The 17,743-nt window shown below is 63.3% G+C and carries 14 protein-coding genes; 9 read left to right on the top strand and 5 right to left on the bottom strand.

The window, feature by feature from the left end; translation table 11 throughout:
* Positions 1-11: 11 nt before the first annotated feature.
* Positions 12-500 carry a (2Fe-2S)-binding protein gene (locus BLU35_RS12020; RefSeq protein ID WP_034802397.1) on the bottom strand — a complete coding sequence of 163 codons (489 nt, stop codon included), beginning with the start codon at positions 498-500 and terminating at the stop codon, positions 12-14.
* Between the two features lie 430 nt (positions 501-930).
* Here BLU35_RS12020 and BLU35_RS12015 point away from each other — a divergent pair, with 430 nt between their 5' ends.
* The 5 genes from BLU35_RS12015 (at position 931) to BLU35_RS11995 (ending at position 10,085) form a co-directional block, all read left to right on the top strand.
* Complete coding sequence (locus BLU35_RS12015) at positions 931-1,188, top strand: YMGG-like glycine zipper-containing protein (RefSeq protein ID WP_034802400.1); 258 nt, start codon at positions 931-933, stop codon at positions 1,186-1,188.
* 218 nt (positions 1,189-1,406) lie between these two features.
* Positions 1,407-2,636, top strand: a complete 1,230-nt coding sequence (locus BLU35_RS12010) for an MFS transporter (RefSeq protein ID WP_058325673.1) — start codon at positions 1,407-1,409, stop codon at positions 2,634-2,636.
* A gap of 269 nt (positions 2,637-2,905) precedes the next feature.
* Positions 2,906-4,819 (top strand): autotransporter assembly complex protein TamA, encoded by a 1,914-nt coding sequence (locus BLU35_RS12005; RefSeq protein ID WP_082616183.1) that lies wholly within the window; start codon positions 2,906-2,908, stop codon positions 4,817-4,819.
* 103 nt (positions 4,820-4,922) lie between these two features.
* Complete coding sequence (locus BLU35_RS12000) at positions 4,923-9,101, top strand: translocation/assembly module TamB domain-containing protein (RefSeq protein WP_093233147.1); 4,179 nt, start codon at positions 4,923-4,925, stop codon at positions 9,099-9,101.
* Between the two features lie 192 nt (positions 9,102-9,293).
* Positions 9,294-10,085 (top strand): APH(3') family aminoglycoside O-phosphotransferase, encoded by a 792-nt coding sequence (locus BLU35_RS11995; RefSeq protein ID WP_286161501.1) that lies wholly within the window; start codon positions 9,294-9,296, stop codon positions 10,083-10,085.
* A 66-nt stretch (positions 10,086-10,151) separates the two neighbouring features.
* Here BLU35_RS11995 and BLU35_RS11990 read toward each other — a convergent pair whose 3' ends face one another.
* Both BLU35_RS11990 and BLU35_RS11985 read right to left on the bottom strand, forming a co-directional pair.
* Positions 10,152-10,634 carry a VOC family protein gene (locus BLU35_RS11990; RefSeq protein ID WP_057255053.1) on the bottom strand — a complete coding sequence of 161 codons (483 nt, stop codon included), beginning with the start codon at positions 10,632-10,634 and terminating at the stop codon, positions 10,152-10,154.
* Between the two features lie 110 nt (positions 10,635-10,744).
* Positions 10,745-11,179 (bottom strand): Lrp/AsnC family transcriptional regulator, encoded by a 435-nt coding sequence (locus BLU35_RS11985; RefSeq protein WP_043614769.1) that lies wholly within the window; start codon positions 11,177-11,179, stop codon positions 10,745-10,747.
* Between the two features lie 154 nt (positions 11,180-11,333).
* On the opposite strand from BLU35_RS11985, the gene rocF reads away from it, so the two are divergent.
* The 4 genes from rocF to BLU35_RS11965 all read left to right on the top strand — a co-directional run bounded on the left by rocF (position 11,334) and on the right by BLU35_RS11965 (position 16,573).
* A complete protein-coding gene (gene rocF / locus BLU35_RS11980; protein WP_058321760.1) occupies positions 11,334-12,257 on the top strand; it encodes an arginase in 924 nt (307 codons plus the stop codon).
* A gap of 22 nt (positions 12,258-12,279) precedes the next feature.
* Complete coding sequence (gene rocD, locus BLU35_RS11975; protein ID WP_093233145.1) at positions 12,280-13,485, top strand: ornithine--oxo-acid transaminase; 1,206 nt, start codon at positions 12,280-12,282, stop codon at positions 13,483-13,485.
* Between the two features lie 339 nt (positions 13,486-13,824).
* Positions 13,825-14,304: a chemotaxis protein CheW gene (locus tag BLU35_RS11970; RefSeq protein WP_057255050.1), complete on the top strand. Its 480-nt coding sequence runs from the start codon at positions 13,825-13,827 to the stop codon at positions 14,302-14,304.
* 433 nt (positions 14,305-14,737) lie between these two features.
* Complete coding sequence (locus tag BLU35_RS11965) at positions 14,738-16,573, top strand: methyl-accepting chemotaxis protein (RefSeq protein ID WP_286161500.1); 1,836 nt, start codon at positions 14,738-14,740, stop codon at positions 16,571-16,573.
* Positions 16,574-16,671: 98 nt separating this feature from the next.
* Here the strand turns inward: BLU35_RS11965 and BLU35_RS11960 are convergent, their stop codons facing one another.
* Together BLU35_RS11960 and fdhD are read right to left on the bottom strand one after the other, a co-directional pair.
* Complete coding sequence (locus BLU35_RS11960; protein ID WP_058321757.1) at positions 16,672-16,905, bottom strand: formate dehydrogenase subunit delta; 234 nt, start codon at positions 16,903-16,905, stop codon at positions 16,672-16,674.
* Positions 16,895-17,734, bottom strand: coding sequence for a formate dehydrogenase accessory sulfurtransferase FdhD (gene fdhD, locus BLU35_RS11955; protein WP_058321756.1), 840 nt, complete (start codon positions 17,732-17,734; stop codon positions 16,895-16,897). Before fdhD ends, BLU35_RS11960 begins: the two co-directional genes overlap by 11 nt.
* Between the last annotated feature and the right edge of the window lie 9 nt (positions 17,735-17,743).

The following is a 17,743-nucleotide window of genomic DNA, read 5'->3' as shown; positions in this document are numbered from 1 at the left end:
CAAATCTACCGCTATTCTGCGGCCACGCGGGCGCCGCTCATCTCAGCGGCGGCAGCAAGGATCGCCTTGACGATATTGTGATAGCCGGTACAGCGACAGATGTTGCCTTCGAGCTCGGCGCGCACCGTCGCCTCGTCCAGTTGGCCCTGGTGCCTTCGGATCATGTCGACGGCCGTCATCACCATGCCGGGTGTGCAGAAGCCGCATTGCAGGCCGTGATTGGCCTTGAACGCCGCCTGCACCGGATGGAGTTCGCCGTCCGCCGCCAACCCTTCGATGGTGGTGATCGTGGATCCGGCCGCCTGTGCGGCGAGGATGGAACAGCTCTTGACCGATTTTCCGTCCATATGGATGACGCAGGCGCCGCACTGCGACGTGTCGCAGCCGACATGGGTGCCGGTCAGTCCGAGATTTTCGCGTATGAATTGCACCAGCAGTGTGCGGTCGTCGCAATGACCGCTCACCTGACGGCCGTTGACCGTCATTGTTACTTTCGCCATTTCGCTCCTCCGGGGTCGGTCAATGCCAACACGATCGCGGCCGAAAAGTCGGGTGAGATGGTTCACGCGACTAGGGTACGCGCCAACTGATATCGATGCCCGTCGCCCACGGATCCGCTCCTCCGGATGTCGCAGGCTTGTTTGTATCATTTGTCTTTTTTGGGAATGCCGCAACCGCTACCGCCCGCCGGACGACAATATTTTTCCACGCGGGTTGTATCTCGCGGAACTGAGCCTTCATGTCCCGTTCAGGAACGATATCATTATCTTGCGCGCCGGAAGAAGCCGCAGGTCCCCGTAGACTTTCAATAGGGACCGCGTATTTTCCGAACTGCAAGTTCAGGTGGAGCGGGATGTTCCCGGCTTCGCCATCATCCACGGGACGGACTGAGCGCTAGGCTTAAGATCCGTAGAGATCGGAGAGAACAACATGAAGAAAGCCATCGCACTTGTGCTGGTCGCCCTGGCGGTCGCAAGCTGCACCCAGACGGAAAAAGGCGCCGGCATCGGTGCCGTTTCCGGCGCGATCATCGGCGGCGCTGTCACCGGCGACGTCCGTGGCGCAGCGGTCGGTGCGGCCATCGGCGGCGTTTCCGGCGCAGTCATCGGCAACGTCACCGAGCAGCCGGGCCAGTGCTACTACCGCGACCGCTATGGCCGCCGCTACATCGACTCTTGCCCGCGCTAAGGCGTAGCGAAGACGGTCATCCTTCGGCGTAGCGCAAGCTCTCCGTAGGATCCAATTACCCCCCTCATGGCGCAAAGCCTGAGGGGGTTTTTCGTTCCGGACGCGCCGGCGAAGCTAGGCATACCCCCAAGAAATGATCCGACGCGCGCAAACCGGGTGGTTATCGGCCGCGCAAATCCGTCTGCTGTCCTCGAAGTATCATCCATCGAGGCCGTCACATGTCGAAATCACCAGGCAATCCACTGCCGCCAGCCTTCAAGCGGATCGGCTGGTCCAATCTTTTTGCGCAATTCTCGGAGCAGATGGCGCTGGCTGCCGCTCCGCTCGCCGCGGTGCTGCTGCTCGCCGCCGGTCCGGCGGAAACCGGATGGCTGCAGATGGCCCAGACACTTCCGTTTCTCCTGCTCGCCATTCCGGCCGGGCTCGTCGCCGATCGCGCCTCGCGACTGAGGCTGATGGTCTCCTCGGAAATGCTGCGCGCGCTGTCGCTGGTCGCCACGCTGCTCCTGATGGTCAGCGGCCTTTTGACCCTGCCGCTTCTGGCTGCGATGGGGTTCGTCGGTGCCATCGGCACCGTTTGTTACAATGTCGCTGCCCCTGCCCTTATTCCGGTGATCGTTCCCCGCGCCCAACTGGCCGATGCCAACCGCTGGCTGGAACTCGCCCGCAGCCTTGCCTATTCGGGCGGGCCGGCGATCGGCGGCGCGATCGTCGCATGGACGGGCGCATCCCTGGCCTATGTCGCTGCCACATGCCTTTCTCTTCTCTCCGTCGTCCTGCTTGCCGGCCTTGGCGAGCATCACCAACCCGCCGCGGCAAAACGCAAACTTCTGCAGGATCTGACCGAAGGCGCACGGTTCCTTGCCGGCCACACGCTGCTCAGGCCGATCCTCGTCACGGCGATAGTCTTCAACACCGCCTGGTTCGTGCTGCAGGCGGTCTATGTCGCTTATGCCATTCAAACCCTCGGCATGACGGCGACAGGCGTCGGCATCACGCTCGGCATCTATGGCGCCGGCATGATGATCGGCGCATTCGCCGCGCCCGCCATTGCGCGCCGTGTCCCCTTCGGCGTGATGATTGCGCTTGGTCCGCTCGGCGGGTTGGCGGCGGCCGCCGTGATGCTCTCGACGATCTGGATGCCATCCGGCGTTCTTGCCGGCTTGAGCTTCTTCCTCTTTGGTGCAGGGCCTGTGCTCTGGTCGATCGCCACCCTCACCTTGCGCCAGGCCGTCACGCCGAATGCGATGCTGGGTCGGGTTTCCGCCTTCATCACCACAGCCACGTTCGGCGCGCGGCCGATCGGCGCAGCGCTGGGTGCCGTCGTCGCCACGCGTTTCGGCGTCGAGGCATGCCTGGCCGTTGCCGCGACGGGTTTCCTGGTCCAGTTTCTCGTTATCATAGCCTCTCGCGTGCCGCAGTTGCGGGCACTGCCGGAAGCCGCATAGGCCCGACGATCCGCGGACAAAACCACCCAAACACCCAGCAAAATGCCGGCGCGCCTGGCTGGCAACCGTCCGTCCGGAGCCTATGGTTGTGCTGCGCCGACAACATTTCGGAGCTTTTTCCCGGAAAACGGCACCGAAAATCGGTATCAGGGGTGGATGCAGCCGGCTGTCATCGTTAACAGATGGAAAACCTTAGGCATGCAATAGTGACCCGGCCGCATAAGCAGGCAGTTTGTATTGGGTCGCCTGAAGACGGGATGCGGAAGCGAATGTCCCCACCACGGTCGAGTATTGCGTACTGGAAGGCCGCAACTGCGCTTGCAGTCGCCTTCTCGTTTGCGCTCGGCCCGATTTCCGCCAAAAACGCCCATGCCTTCAAGCTCTTCGGCATGAAGTTCTTCGAGAGCGACGAAGAGGAAGCGCCGGTCATCGACCCGGTCAACTATACGCTTACCTTCGACGCCGGCACCGAAGACAAGGAACTGAAGGAAGCGCTGGAAAACAGCTCGCAGCTCGTCCAGGGTCAGGAAAAGCCCGTGTCCGGCGATCTCGGTCTTGCCATCCGCGCGCGCGACGATCGCGACCGGCTGCTCGCCGCCCTCTACGAAAAGGCCCGCTACGGCGGCACCGTGGCAATTCGCGTCAACGGCCAGGACATCGACAGCCTGCCGCCGGATCCCGCCTTCCCCGACGGGCAGGCGATCCCGGTAACGGTCACCGTCACGCCCGGCCCCGCCTTTACGGTCGGTTCCGTCAGGTTCGAAGGTGATGCGGCCGGCTTCAATCCTGATAACTATGGCCTGCCTGCCGGCGCACGCGCCGATTCGACCCTGATCATCAAGGCTGGCGAAAAGGTCGTGAACGACCTGCGCGAGCAGGGCCGGCCACTCGCCAAGCTCACCGAACGCAGCGCCGTCGCCAACCACGCCAATTCCACCGTCGACGTCGTCATCGGCGCAAGCGGCGGGCCGGTCGCGCCTGTCGGCGATGTCAGCGTATCGGGAACCAAGACCGTCGATCCCGGTTTCGTGCGCGACTATTCGCGCCTCAACGAAGGGCGCCCCTATTCGCCCGAGGATATCCGCAAGGCATCCGAGCGCCTGCGCCAGCTCGGCGTGTTCTCAAGCGTGACGATCAAGGAAGCCAACACGCTGTCGCCTGACGGATCGATCCCAATGAAGATCGAGGTCTCGGAAGGCAAGCATAAATATTTCGGCTTCGGTGCGCAGGTTTCGACCACCGATGGTCTGGGTGTCTCGGGTTATTGGGGACACCGTAATCTCTTCGGGCGGGCGGAATCGCTGCGCATAGAAGGCTCGGTCGACCGCATCGGCGAGACGAAGGAACTGGACAAGCTCGACTATTCGGTCGGCATCCTCTTCGCCAAGCCCGGCGCCTTCGGCCCCGCCTCGACCTTTACCGCCAGCCTCAAGGCCAACATCCAGGATCCGGACGCCTACCGCGCCAAGATCCTGACGGGTGCTGCCGGCGCCACATTCGAACTCTCGCCGACCGACACCGTGTCCGGTGGCGGCGAGCTGAGCTGGGCCAACATCGACGACGCCTTCGGCTCGAACTCCTACCTGACTGCCGCCATTCCGCTCGAATATGTGCGCGACACTCGCGACGACAAGCTGAACGCGACCGACGGCTACCGGGCGATGATCAACGCCAAGCCGAGCTACGAGATCAAAGGCCAGACCTTCTTCTCGTCCTTCGAAGCGTCGGCATCGGGCTACCATGCGCTCGGCGACGAGAAGCGTTTCGTTCTCGCCGGCAAGATCGGCGCCGGCGTGCTCGTCGGCGGCAGCGGGCTTGAGGATATCCCGGCGAACCGTCGCTTCTATCTTGGCGGTGGCGGTTCCGTGCGCGGCTACTCCTACCAGGAGATCGGCCCGCGCAACGCCGACAACGAGGAGACCGGCGGGCGTTCCTATGTCAACGCCTCGCTTGAAGCCCGCATCGCGATCACCGACACGATCGGCGTGGTGCCGTTTATCGATGCCGGCACGGTGTCGGCGAAAACGACGCCCGATTTCTCCGACATTCGCGCCGGCGCCGGCATCGGCCTGCGTTATGCCACGCCCTTCGGCCCCATCCGTCTCGACTTCGCCGTGCCGCTCAACAAATATCCCGGTGGCACCAAGTACGGCATCTATGCCGGTATCGGCCAATCGTTCTGAGTAGGGCCGATTCTCCAGCAAGAACCGGCAAATTGCCGTCATTGCGCGATAGTTTCGCCCTGCGGCGATTCCGCTGCAGCGCAACTTGCGCTAAGGGTAGAGCATGAATCAGGTCGTCCGCTTCCTTCGCGCGACGCTGCGCTATGGCCTTCGTGTGCTTGGCGTGATTGCGGTCGTTGCCCTCCTTCTCGTCGCCTTCGTGGGCTTCACGACTCCAGGCGCCCGCCTCGTCGCCTGGGCAATCGAGAAATATGCGGCAACGCCTGACCAGATCGTGCGGATCGCTGATCCGAGTGCGCTGCTGACAGGTGAGTTTGCGGCAGGAAGCATCACGCTTTTCGACGGCCAAGGCGTCTATGCGGAGGTCCGCGACCTCAAGCTCAACTGGTCGCCGGCGGCCCTCCTCTCCTTCCGCTTCGACGCCGCGGCGTTGTCCGCCGGCTCGGTGCGTGTCGAACGCCTGCCGATCCCCTCGACCGAGACCAAGGAAGTGCGCGCGACCTTCGCGCTTCCCGTCGACGTCAAGATCGACGCGATCGATCTCAAGGAGATCGTCATCGGCAAGGCAATCGCCGGCGAAGATCAGTTCCTGACCGCCAGCGGCAAGATCAATGCGACCAACGAGAGCATTGCCCTCAGCCTGACCGCCGCCCAGCGTGACCGGCCGAAAGCGCGCGCCGTCGCCGATATCGTCTTCAACCCGGCGGGCAACGAGCTGAAGCTGGAGGCAACCGTCGATGAGCCCAACAACGGCGTGCTCGCAAAACTCCTTCGCCTGCCCAACGAGCCCGCGGTCAACATCAAGCTGACCGGCGAAGGTCCTCTTTCCGACTGGGCCGGCACTGCCACGGCCGCGCTCGACGGCAGCGAGATCCTCAAGCTCGACGGTCGCCACGTCCAGACACCCGACGGCATGCATCGGCTCACCGTCACTGGCGGCGGCGGCTTCGGTTCGCTGATGCCGCCGGCACTGCGTGCGATGTTCGAGGGCGAGACCAGCATCGACGTCGCAGCCGCGTTCAACGGCCAGGGCATGGTGCGCGTCGACAAGGGGCAGATCGCGACCGGCGCGCTGACCTTTGGCGCCTTCGGCACCTTCGACAGCAAGGGCGACAACAATCTGCAGGCCCGGCTTGCCGGCACCAACGGCGCGATCGACTTCCGCTGGCCGCTGCAGAAGGGCGAGGCCCAGGCAAAGATCAACGCCGTCAACCTGTCGCTGATCGGCGACGCGCAGGCCGCAATCCTCGATCTCGCCGCCGACGTCGCCTCCGTGACGCTGCCGGACGCGGCACTTGGCGCCGTCAAGCTGTCGGCGCGCAGCGACGGCTTCAACCTCGCTACACAATCAGGCCCGCTAAAAACGGTGATCGAAGTCGGTGAGGCAGGCTTCGTCGACGCCAACGTCACCCGGCTGGTCCAGGCGCCAATGAAGATCGACGCCAGCCTGTCGGTGACGAAGGAGAACATCGTCTTCGATCCGGTGACGATCGAAAGCCCCGGCATTGGCGGTTCGGTCACCGGTGCCGTCTCACGTGAGGAAAACACAGTTGCCGCCGCGTTCAAGCTCTTTACCGTTCCGGAGGCTCTGCCGCCGGCTGCGGCAGCGAAGTTCGACGGGACCATCGCGCTTGCCGGCGAAGTGAAGACGGCGACCGACGGCAGCGTGACCGTCGAGGGCCTCGAGCTCAAATCGAGCACGATCGAGGCGGCCGGCACGATAGCCTTGGCCCAGGGACAACTGACCACCGATCTCAAGGGAAAGCTGCCCAATCTCGGCAAGCTTCTGGCTGACGCCAAGGGCGAGGCTGAGTTTACCGCAGCCGTGACCGGCCCGCTCGCCGAACTCGGCATCAAGGCCGAACTGACCTCGAGCGGCGCCACGCTCGCCGGACGCACCCTCAGCGACCTCACGATCAAGGCCGACGCGAAGGCCAACCCCTCGAGCCCGCAGGCGAGCCTGACCGCAACCGGTGCGCTCGACGGCCAGGCGATCGACGTCAAGGCCGACGTCGTCTCCAAGGACGGACGCACCGCGATCCCCGTGCTCGAAGCCAGGATCGGTGAAAACAAGCTGACCGGTGCGATCAGTTTCACCCCGGACTTCAAACCGGACGGCAAGATCGATTTCAACCTGCCCGATCTCGGCCTGCTTGCCGCCATGGCCGGGCAGAAAGCCTCTGGCGATCTCAACGGGTCGGCCGCAATCAAGACCGCAAACGGCATCACCTCCGTCGTCGTCAAGGCCGGCGGCAGCGGCATCAAGCGTGATGCCCTGACGATCGCCAAGCCGACTGCCGATATCACGATCTCCGATGTCGCGGCCCTCGCCATCAAGGGCAGCGTGCGCGCCGAAACCATCGCTCAAGGCGCCAACCGCGTTGCCGGCCTCGCCGTCGATTTCCAGCAGCAGGCGGGACGCACCGGCTTTTCGATCGACGGCAAATATGATGGTGGCCCGCTCACGGCTAAGGGCGATCTCACGAGTGCGAAGGGACGCACGGAAATTCGCCTCGCCTCCTTCGGCGCGACGCCAAAGGGCATCCCGCTGAAGCTCGCGCAGCCGACGGTCATCGCCATCGAAAACGGCACCGTCCGCCTCAACGCGCTGACGATCCAGGCATCGAAGGGCACCATCGCGGTCAACGGAACGGCCGGCGAAAAACTCGACATCACCGCCAAGCTCAATGCGCTGCCCGCAGCGCTGGCCAACGCTTTTGTCCCGGACCTCGGCGCCGAGGGCACGATCGCCGGCACCGTCGACGTCGCTGGCGCAACGTCCGCACCTGTCGTCGCCTACAACCTCAAATGGTCTGGCGCGTCGCTGGCCGCCGCACGCACGGCCGGGGTCGCCGCCTTCGACATCGCCGCCAACGGCAAGTTCGCCAACAACAAGGTAACGCTCGACACGACGCTTTCGGGCGCCAGCGGCCTTTCCTTCAAGGGCGGCGGCAATGTCGATATCGGCGGCAACATGCCGATCGCAATGAAGTTCAACGGCAACCTACCCTTTGCCCTCATTGCCAACCTGATGGCGGAAAAAGGCTTCACGCTCACGGGCCAGGCCGGCATCAACCTCGCGATTTCCGGCTCCGCCAAGGCGCCGCAGATCGCCGGCACCGTCACGACATCCGGCGGGCGGCTCGTCGACGTGCGCCGCAACCTGGCACTGAACGATCTGACCGCCAATGTCGCGCTCGACGGAAAGCAGGCGACGATCTCCAAGCTCTCGGCCAATCTCGCGACCGGCGGCTCGATCGAGGCGACCGGCACCGTCGGCACGGTCCCCGGCTCCGGCTTCCCGGCCAATCTGACGATCCGCCTGAACAATGCCACCTATGTCGACGGCACGCTGTTCAACGCCAATCTCAATGGCGAAATGACGCTGACCGGTCCGCTGGTCGCGACCCCGACGCTCGGCGGCAAGGTTACGATCCGCAAGGCATCGATCACCATTCCCGAGAAGCTGCCCACCTCGCTCTCGGCAATCGACATCAAGCACAAGAATGCGCCGCCCAAGGTGCAGAAAATGGTCAAGGACCTGCGCAAGGACGAGGTGCCGGCAGCCGGCGCCAATGCCAGCGGCGGCATCGCCTTCGATCTGGCAGTTGCCGCCAACCAGGTCTTCGTGCGCGGCCGCGGCATCGACGCCGAACTCGGTGGCAACCTGACGATCCGGGGCACGGCCGTGCAGCCGATCGTTTCCGGCGGCTTCGAAATGCGCCGCGGGCGCCTCGAAATCCTCGGCAAGCGCCTGACCTTCACCGACGGCAATATCGGCTTCGGTGGCGACCTGATCCCGACGCTTGACCTCAAGGCGACCTCCAGCGTCGGCTCGACGACCATCACAGTCTCGGTTGCGGGCCTCGCTAACAATCCGCAGATCGCCTTCTCGTCATCGCCGGCGCTGCCGCAGGACGAGATCCTGGCACAGCTGATCTTCAACCGGTCGCTGTCGAACCTCTCGGCCTTCCAGATCGCCCAGCTCGCCTCCGCCGTCAGCCAGCTTGCCGGCGGAGGCTCGACGTCGCTGCTTGATGGCCTGCGCAACAAGCTCGGCGTCGACGACCTCGACGTCACCACCGACGAGAACGGCGGCGCTTCGGTGCGCGCCGGCAAGTATCTCAACGACCGGACCTATATCGAGCTGCAGCAGGGCTCTGATTCTGCCTCCAGCAAGGCGGTCATCAATCTCGATGTCGGCAAGGGCGTGAAGCTCAAGGGGTCGGCTGCGGGCGACGGCTCGGCATCGGGCGGTATCTTCTTCGAGAAGGAGTATTGAGGGGCGGTTTGTCTGGCGTCGCGCTCCTCGACGACATTTTGATCAGATCAAGATACGGCCTGCGGACCGAATACGATCCGCAGCCGCGCGAATGCGTGCACGTCACGTGTGGAATCACCGCCACAGCGAACCCACATCGGCATCAGCCGCCGTCACGGCCAATTTGCTGCATTCATTTTTCAGGTGATTGTATTGTCTTCCCGAAAACCGCATCTCGAATTGCCCGAGAATCTCCTGCCGCTCGTTGCAGGCTATGACTGGAATCATGACACGCTCGGACAGTCGGACTCGAGCATCTATCTGCTGAAGGCGCCGGATCGCCCGATGCTGGTGCTGAAAGTCGAGGCTGCCGGCCCCTTCAGCGAATTCGTTGACGAGGCGGAGCGGCTTGATTGGCTGGCGTCTCAGGGCATGCCCTGTCCGCGGGTGATCGCCCGCGCCTTCGACGCGGAAACGAACTGGCTGCTGCTGCAGGCTGTCGAGGGCACGGACCTCGCCTCCACGACGCTGTCGCCAAAGGACCGGATCGTCATCTTGGCGGACGCCCTGAAACGCTTGCATGGGCTGGACGTCGCCGACTGCCCCTTCGATCACCGGATCGAAAAGCGCATCGCCATCGCGGGAGCGCGCACCGAAGCCGGCCTTATCGATGAAGACGATTTCGACGAAACGCGACTCGGCCGCACGGCGGCAGATCTTTTTGCAGAACTCCGAGCCCGCGTACCTTCGATCGGCAAGCTCGTCATTACCCACGGCGACGCCTGCCTGCCGAACATCATCGAGAAGAATGGCCGGTTCTCCGGTTTCATCGATTGCAGCCAGTTGGGCGTCGCCGATCCCTATCAGGACATTGCACTTGCCTGTCACAGCATCGCCCACAATCTCGGCGAGGAATGGGTGCAGCCGTTTCTGGCGCGCTATGGCATCGACAGGGACGATCCGGAGAAACGCGACCTCTACTGCCTGCTCGACGAGTTCTTCTGATTGCCACGCGGCGGGCAACATATCCCGCCAAAGTGCACGGCCATACAGCGAGAGGCCCGCAACGCCTCAGGCGGCGTTGCGGGCCTCGATGTTCAGATCGACGATTTCGGCATCCTCAATGGCGTTGAACAGCGCCCAGATATGGCCGAAAGGATCGATAAAGGCACCGACGCGGTCACCGGTCGACAAAGTCTCGGCCGGATTGCGCAGGCTTGCCCCCGCGCCGATCGCCCGGCCGATCACACGATCGACATCGCGAACATGCAGTTCCAGGATCACCGCCGTCGTGCCCAGCGCATGCGGAGAGCGCGGTCCCCCGAGCTTGGGCTCCGCATCGCGGCGCGGGTTGGCCCCGGCAATCCGGAAGACCGATTCCCCGATCCTCAGATCCGCACTCGTCAGAATGCCGCTCGGCCATTCGTGCCGCTGCAGGAGCTCGGCGCCGAGCGCCTCGCGATAAAAGGCGATGGCGCGATCCTCGTCGCCATGCCTGACAAACAGCTTCACACAGATCTGCCGATCGGCAAGCCTGCCGCCATTGGCAACCATGACATCCTCCATCTTGGGTGAGGGCACATCATAGCGAAATATGAGAACAAAGCAAGAACAATTCAACTCAGAGACCCAATTTCCTCACCGCTTTGGGCGGCGAAAAATGCTCAGAATGCACCGGTCATCTTGCTGGTTTTCAACAGGATATTCGTCTCGGTGACGGTGATCCCGTCGATCAGGCGGATGCGCCGCAGCGTCTCGTCGAAGGAGACGAGATCGCGATCCTGCAGCTCGGCGATGAAGTCCCAGCGGCCATTGGTGCTGTGCAGCGCCCGGACCTGCGGCAGGCCGCGCAACTGTTCGGCAACGCGGTCGGCCATCTTTCCATGCACCTCGATCATCACCACGGCGCGGACCCCGGAAGCCGGGATTTCCGCGCCGGTTCGGATGGTAAAGGCGGCGATCGTGCCATTAGCGACGAGCCTGTCGATGCGGGCAGCAACGGTCGCGCGCGATACGCCTGTCATTTCCGATAGCGTTGAAACGGGGATGCGCGCATTCTGGCGCAAGGCGCTGATGAGTGCCTGATCGAGATCATCCATTGCTATCACTTTGTAACATGATGCTTATCAATCTGTCGATTTTATCTCACTAATCGGCAGTTTTCCATCTTTTTGCTGACATGCATTTTGGCCATAATCCGCGCGATCCCAACCGGGTACACACGGAATTATCTTGAGAAGGAATCGGGCGGATATGACGACCATCACGCTGATCGGCGCACCCATCGAAGAAGGTTCTGGACGGCGCGGCGCAGCCATGGGGCCGACGGCCCTGCGCATAGCCGGCATCGACACGGTGCTGCGCGACCTCGGCCACACGGTTCACGACGAAGGCGACGTCAAGCCGCTGCCGGCCCGCGACCTCGCCAACCACCCGGGCGCCAACAATCTGCAGATCGTCGCAGCCTTTGCCCGCGCGCTGCACGATTCCGTGCACGACACGGTTCGCAAGGGCCACTTCCCGATCATCCTCGGCGGTGACCACGCGCTCTCCATGGGCAGCGTCTCCGGCATGGCGCGTTACGCCGCCGAAGTCGGCCGGCCGCTCTTCGTGCTCTGGCTCGACGCCCACGCCGACTTCAATTCGCCGTCAACCTCCCCCTCCGGCAACATGCACGGCATGCCGGTCGCGTATTTCTGTGGCGAAGCGGAATTCGCTCCGATTCTGCCGGCCGACCGGCCGTTCGTCGATCCGAAGAAGGTCTTCCAGGTCGGCATCCGCTCCGTCGACGATCGCGAGCGCGAAGAGATCACCGAGCACGGCGTACGCGTCTATGACATGCGCGCCGTCGACGAACTCGGCATGGCCCACATCATGCGCCAGATCCTCAATGAGGTTCGCGCCGCCAACGGCCTGCTGCATGTCAGCCTCGATGTCGATTTCATGGATCCGGAACTCGCCCCCGGCGTCGGCACCACCGTTCCCGGCGGCGCGACCTTCCGCGAGGCGCACCTGATCATGGAAATGCTCTGGGAAAGCGAACTCGTTTCCTCGCTCGACGTCGTCGAGCTCAACCCCTTCCTCGATGACCGCGGCAAGAGCGCGCGTATCCTGGTCGAATTGACGGCGAGCCTCTTCGGCCGCCGTGTGCTCGACCGGCCGACCCGCAGCGCCTGAGATAACAAACGGAGGACAATGTATGAATACGACGGCAGCCCTGATCGAAACCGAATACCGGCTTGGCGCGCATAACTACAAACCGCTCGACGTGGTGCTCTCGCGCGGCGAAGGCGTCTATGTCTGGGACATGGAGGGCAATCGCTACCTCGATTGCCTCTCGGCCTATTCGGCCGTCAACCAGGGCCACTGCCATCCGAAGATCCTGAAGGCGATGATGGAGCAGGCGCAGAAGCTGACGCTCACCTCCCGCGCCTTCCGCAACGACCAGCTCGCGCATTTCTATGAAGAGATCGCAGCCCTCACCGGCTCGCACAAGGTGCTGCCGATGAACTCCGGCGCCGAAGCCGTCGAAACCGCCGTCAAGGCGGTGCGTAAGTGGGGTTACGAGGTCAAGGGCGTGGCCGAGAACCAGGCCGAGATCATCGTCTGCTCCAACAACTTCCATGGCCGCACCATGGGCATCGTCGGCTTCTCCACCGACCCGGATGCCCGCACCGGCTTCGGCCCCTTTGCACCGGGCTTCAAGGTCGTGCCCTTCGGCGACCTCGAGGCTTTCCGCGCTGCTATCAACGAGAACACCGTTGCCTTCCTCGTCGAACCCATCCAGGGCGAAGCCGGTGTCATCGTCCCGCCGGTTGGCTACTTCACGACGGTTCGCGAGCTCTGCACGAAACATGGCATCACGCTGATCCTCGACGAAATCCAGACCGGCCTTGGCCGTACCGGCAAGCTGCTCGCCGAAGAACACGAAGCCATCGAGGCCGACGTGACGCTGATCGGCAAGGCGCTCTCTGGCGGCTTCTACCCGGTCTCCGCCGTGCTTTCGAACTCCGAAGTATTGGGTGTTCTGAAACCGGGCCAGCACGGTTCGACCTTCGGCGGCAACCCGCTCGCCTGTGCCATCGCCCGGGCGGCGCTGAAGGCGCTGACGGAAGAAGGCATGATCGAGAACTCAGCCCGCATGGGCGAGCGCTTCCAGAAGGGCCTCACCGACATCCGCTCCAACATCATCAAGGAAGTTCGCGGTCGCGGCCTGATGCTGGCGGTCGAGCTGGTGCCGGAAGCCGGTGGCGCCCGCAAGTACTGCGAAGCACTGAAGCAGCTGGGTATCCTTGCCAAGGACACCCATGGCGACACGATCCGCATTGCGCCGCCGCTAGTGATCACCGCTGAACAGGTCGACTGGGCCGTGGAACAGTTCGCAAAGGTTCTCGCCTCCGCCTGACGTCACGATCCGATCCGCCCCGAGCCAGGCTCAGGGCGGATCATCCTTGAAGCGACGCAATTCCGGACGGAAAACCGTTTCACACTTTTCCTAGAACTGCTCTAAACACTTGCAAAAGCAAGTCTTAACGAATCCCGGCCTATAGTCCCTTCCCAAAGCGCAAAGCGGTTCTTCCGCGCATGATGCAGCTGCGCCCCGCCGGATGTGATCGGCGGACTGTAAGGATCTCTCCCCAACGGACCATCGCGGCGCTCCCATGCGCCGGCAGCCATGCGGAGATATCTCGAGTTTGGCGGTGTCGCGCCATGGGCGTCGACCGGAAAGCTGGAAGGACCTTCGATGACAAGCACACTCAGGACGGCCGGGTTTGACGGCGAGACGCTGGAGATCATTGCGTTCCGCCTCCACGATCAGGAATTCTGCGTCAAGACGACGACGATCCGCGAAATCCGCGGCTGGGCGCCCTCCACCCCCATTCCCCATTCGCCGCCGGAAGTAATCGGTGTCATGAACCTGCGCGGCACGGTGATCCCGATCATCGATCTCGCCCACAAGCTCGGCATGAAATCGACGACGGCCAACGAACGCAGCGCCATTGTCGTCGCCGAAGTGCACAACATGGTGATCGGCCTCGTCGTCGACCGCGTCTCCGACATCCTCACCGTTCAGGGCAGCCAGGTGCAGCCGGTTCCGGAAGTGACAGCATCCTTCGACAAGAGCTTTGCCGAAGGCATCATCGCCAACGAGAACGGCATGATCTGCTTCCTCAACCTGGCGCGCATGTTCAAGGAACGTGAAGTCGAAGAACTGGCCGCCTGAGGTAACCCTGAGGTAGCAGACGAACGACATGAAGGCCGCCCTACGTGCCGTGGGGCGGCCTTTCTTATTGGCGGCAGACCCAGATTGCACGGCAGTCGATTAGAAAAACAGGATCAACTAATTCAACTAAAATTGGATATACGAGTTTTTACAACTGAAATTTGATAGTTGCTATTTTAACACCTGCTTAATAGTCCTGTTGCTAACCTAGATTGTAGAAACACGGCGCCTTGGGCATGAAGCCCGGTAGTTCGAACTCCCCTCACGAAGCACGAAGCCGCTGACCCGGTGGGCCGGCGTAGGACGACCAGACAATTTTCGGCAGGCCGGTATTTGTCTTAGTCCGGGAGTTGCGCCGCTTTGGCCCCGCAAACCCTGTCAAAGAAGGCACGAAGCCCCGGCTTGAGCCAACAAACGAGATCAGAGGGTTACAATGTTCGCTCTCGGTAAAATTGCAGATGCACGCCAGATCGTCGCCGCGCTTTCGAAGTCGCAGGCCATCATCCAGTTCGACCTGACCGGCAAGATCCTGACCGCCAATGAGAACTTCTGCCAGGCGCTCGGCTACGGCCTTTCGGAAATCGTCGGCCAGCACCATCGCATGTTCTGCCCGGCCGACTACACCCAGACGCAGGAATACCGCGACTTCTGGGCCCGCCTCGGGCGCGGCGAGTTCGACGCCAATGCCTACAAGCGCATCGCCAAGGGCGGCCGCGAAATCTGGATCCAGGCGAGCTACAACCCGGTGTTCCGCAACGGCAAACCGTACAAGGTGGTGAAGTTCGCAACCGACATCACCGCCGCCAAGGTGCGGGCAACCGAGGATGCCGGCAAGCTCGACGCGATCTCCCGCTCGCAGGCAGTCATCGAGTTCACGCCGACAGGCGAAATCCTGACGGCCAACGAGAATTTCTGCGCCGCACTCGGCTACAGCCTCTCGGAAATCCAGGGCAAGCATCACAGCATGTTCTGCGAACCGAACTACGCCCGCACCGCCGAATATGCCGACTTCTGGAAACGTCTCGCCGCCGGCGAGTTCTTCTCCAACGAGTTCGTGCGCTATGGCAAGGGCGGCAAGGAGATCTGGATCCAGGCGGCCTACAACCCGATCCGCGACTTCAGTGGCAAGGTCTATAAGGTCGTCAAGTTCGCGACCGACGTCAGCGAGCGCATGAGTGCCATCAACAGCCTCGGCGCCGGCCTGAGGGCGCTCGCCGAGGGCGACCTGACCCGCAACCTCGACACGCCCTTCGTGCCCAGCATGGAAACGGTGCGGACCGACTTCAACGGGGCGACCGCCAAGCTGCGCGAGGCGATGCGCACCGTCGGCGACAACGCCAGCGCGATTGCTTCCGGCGCTCGCGAAATCCGCTCGGCGGCCGACGACCTGTCGAAGCGCACGGAACAGCAGGCGGCCTCGGTCGAGGAAACCGCAGCAGCGCTCGACGAGATCACCACGACGGTTGCCGACTCCAGCCGCCGGGCCGAAGAGGCGGGCGGACTGGTGGCCAAGACCAAGGCCGGCGCCGAACGCTCCGGCAATGTGGTCAAGAGCGCCATCGGCGCGATGGGCCAGATCGAACAGTCGTCACGCGAAATCTCCAACATCATCGGCGTCATCGATGACATCGCCTTCCAGACGAACCTCCTGGCGCTCAACGCCGGCGTCGAAGCGGCACGCGCCGGTGAAGCCGGCAAGGGCTTTGCCGTCGTCGCCCAGGAAGTACGGGAATTGGCGCAACGCTCCGCAAGTGCGGCCAAGGATATCAAGGCGCTGATCGGCACCTCCACCGAACATGTCAAGAACGGCGTGTCGCTGGTCGGCCAGACGGGTGCTGCGCTCGAAGAGATCCTCACCCAGGTCCAGGAGATCAACGCCAACGTCTCGGCGATCGTCGAGGCCGCCCGCGAACAGTCGACCGGCCTCAAGGAGATCAACCAGGCAGTCAACTCGATGGACCAGGCGACCCAGCAGAATGCAGCGATGGTCGAGGAAAGCACGGCCGCAAGCCACGCCATGGCTCGCGAGGCGGACGCCCTGCACGAACTGCTCCGACAGTTCCGCTACGGCGAGCAAGCCCAGATCATCGACGCGAACCGCCATCTCGAAGACCGCGCGCAGCCGACCCGGCTCCACGCAACCGCCCGCGCCATGCGCAGCGGCCAACGAACAAGCCTTGCTGCGGCAAGGCCGCGGATGGCTGGCAGAATTTCTGAGCGCACATCCCTGCACCCCGCGCTCGGGAATGGGGAAGGCGGCTACCGGTAGCCGCCTTCCCTTAAATCTTTTCAGACGCAGCAATTGCTTGGAAAACGCCCTGTCCGCGGAGAGCGGAGAACCTGCGGTCGATGATGAGCGCAGGCTAGCTAGGCGGCTTCCGGACGCTTGATCTTCGAAGCCGCTTCCAGCACCAGCGGCGTCAGCCCCTCGCCGCCATTGTCGATATGCTCGAACAATTTCCGCCGCATGCGTGGCTCCCAATATTTGTTGATATGGGTGGCAACGCCCTGGGCCGCCTCGTTCTGCGGCTGGCTCTTGAAGAAGGTGGCGATCTGGTTCGCCATGTAGATCAGCTTGGCGTTGGTGTTGTCATGCGACATCGGCGACAGCTCCGGACTTGATGCGTTCGGCATGGGTGAATATCTCGAATTCGTCGCCGCGCACCAGCGCAATCAGCGTCATGCCCGCAGCCTCGGCCGTGCGGATGGCCAGCGCCGTCGGCGCCGAAATGGCGATGATCACGGGGCTGCCGACGACAGCCGTCTTCTGCACCATCTCGACGGAAACGCGGCTGGTGACGACGACGACACCCTCGCTTCCCCTAAAGCCGGCACGCGCCGCAGCACCCACCAGCTTGTCGAGCGCATTGTGGCGGCCGACATCCTCTCGGACCGCGATCAGGCCGCGTCCAGGCACATAAAAGGCAGCACCGTGCACGGCGCGCGTCTCGAAATGCAGCGGCTGCTGGCCGTTGAGCAGTGCCACGGCGGAGACGACATCCTCCTGCGACAGCGTCAGCTTCGACCCGGAAACATCCGGCGTCGGCCGCACCGCCTGCTCGATCGATTCGATGCCGCAGAGCCCACACCCGACCGGACCCGCCATGTGCCGGCGACGCTGGCGGAGCATGTCGTTCTCTTCGTCCTCAAGCACAATCTGCAGGTCGATGCCGAGATTGCCGGCCACCGTCTCGGCGACGATCTCGACCGTTTCGATCTGGCCGGGATCCGTGATGATGCCTTCGGTCAGGCTGAAGCCGACGGCGAAGTCTTCAAGGTCGCCAGGCGTCGCCATCATCACCGCATGGGTCGAGCCGCCATAGCTGAAGGCGACCGGCGTCTCCTCCGGCACGGCGCGCGAGCCGTCCCGAAGCACGCCCTTGCGGCGGGCAGCCTCGGCAACGGTTGTCGATGTCCTAAACGTCGCCATGGTCGGTCG

This window comes from Sinorhizobium sp. NFACC03 (assembly GCF_900103435.1).
Lineage (GTDB): Bacteria > Pseudomonadota > Alphaproteobacteria > Rhizobiales > Rhizobiaceae > Ensifer.
This window is presented reverse-complemented; position numbering and strand designations above follow the sequence as displayed.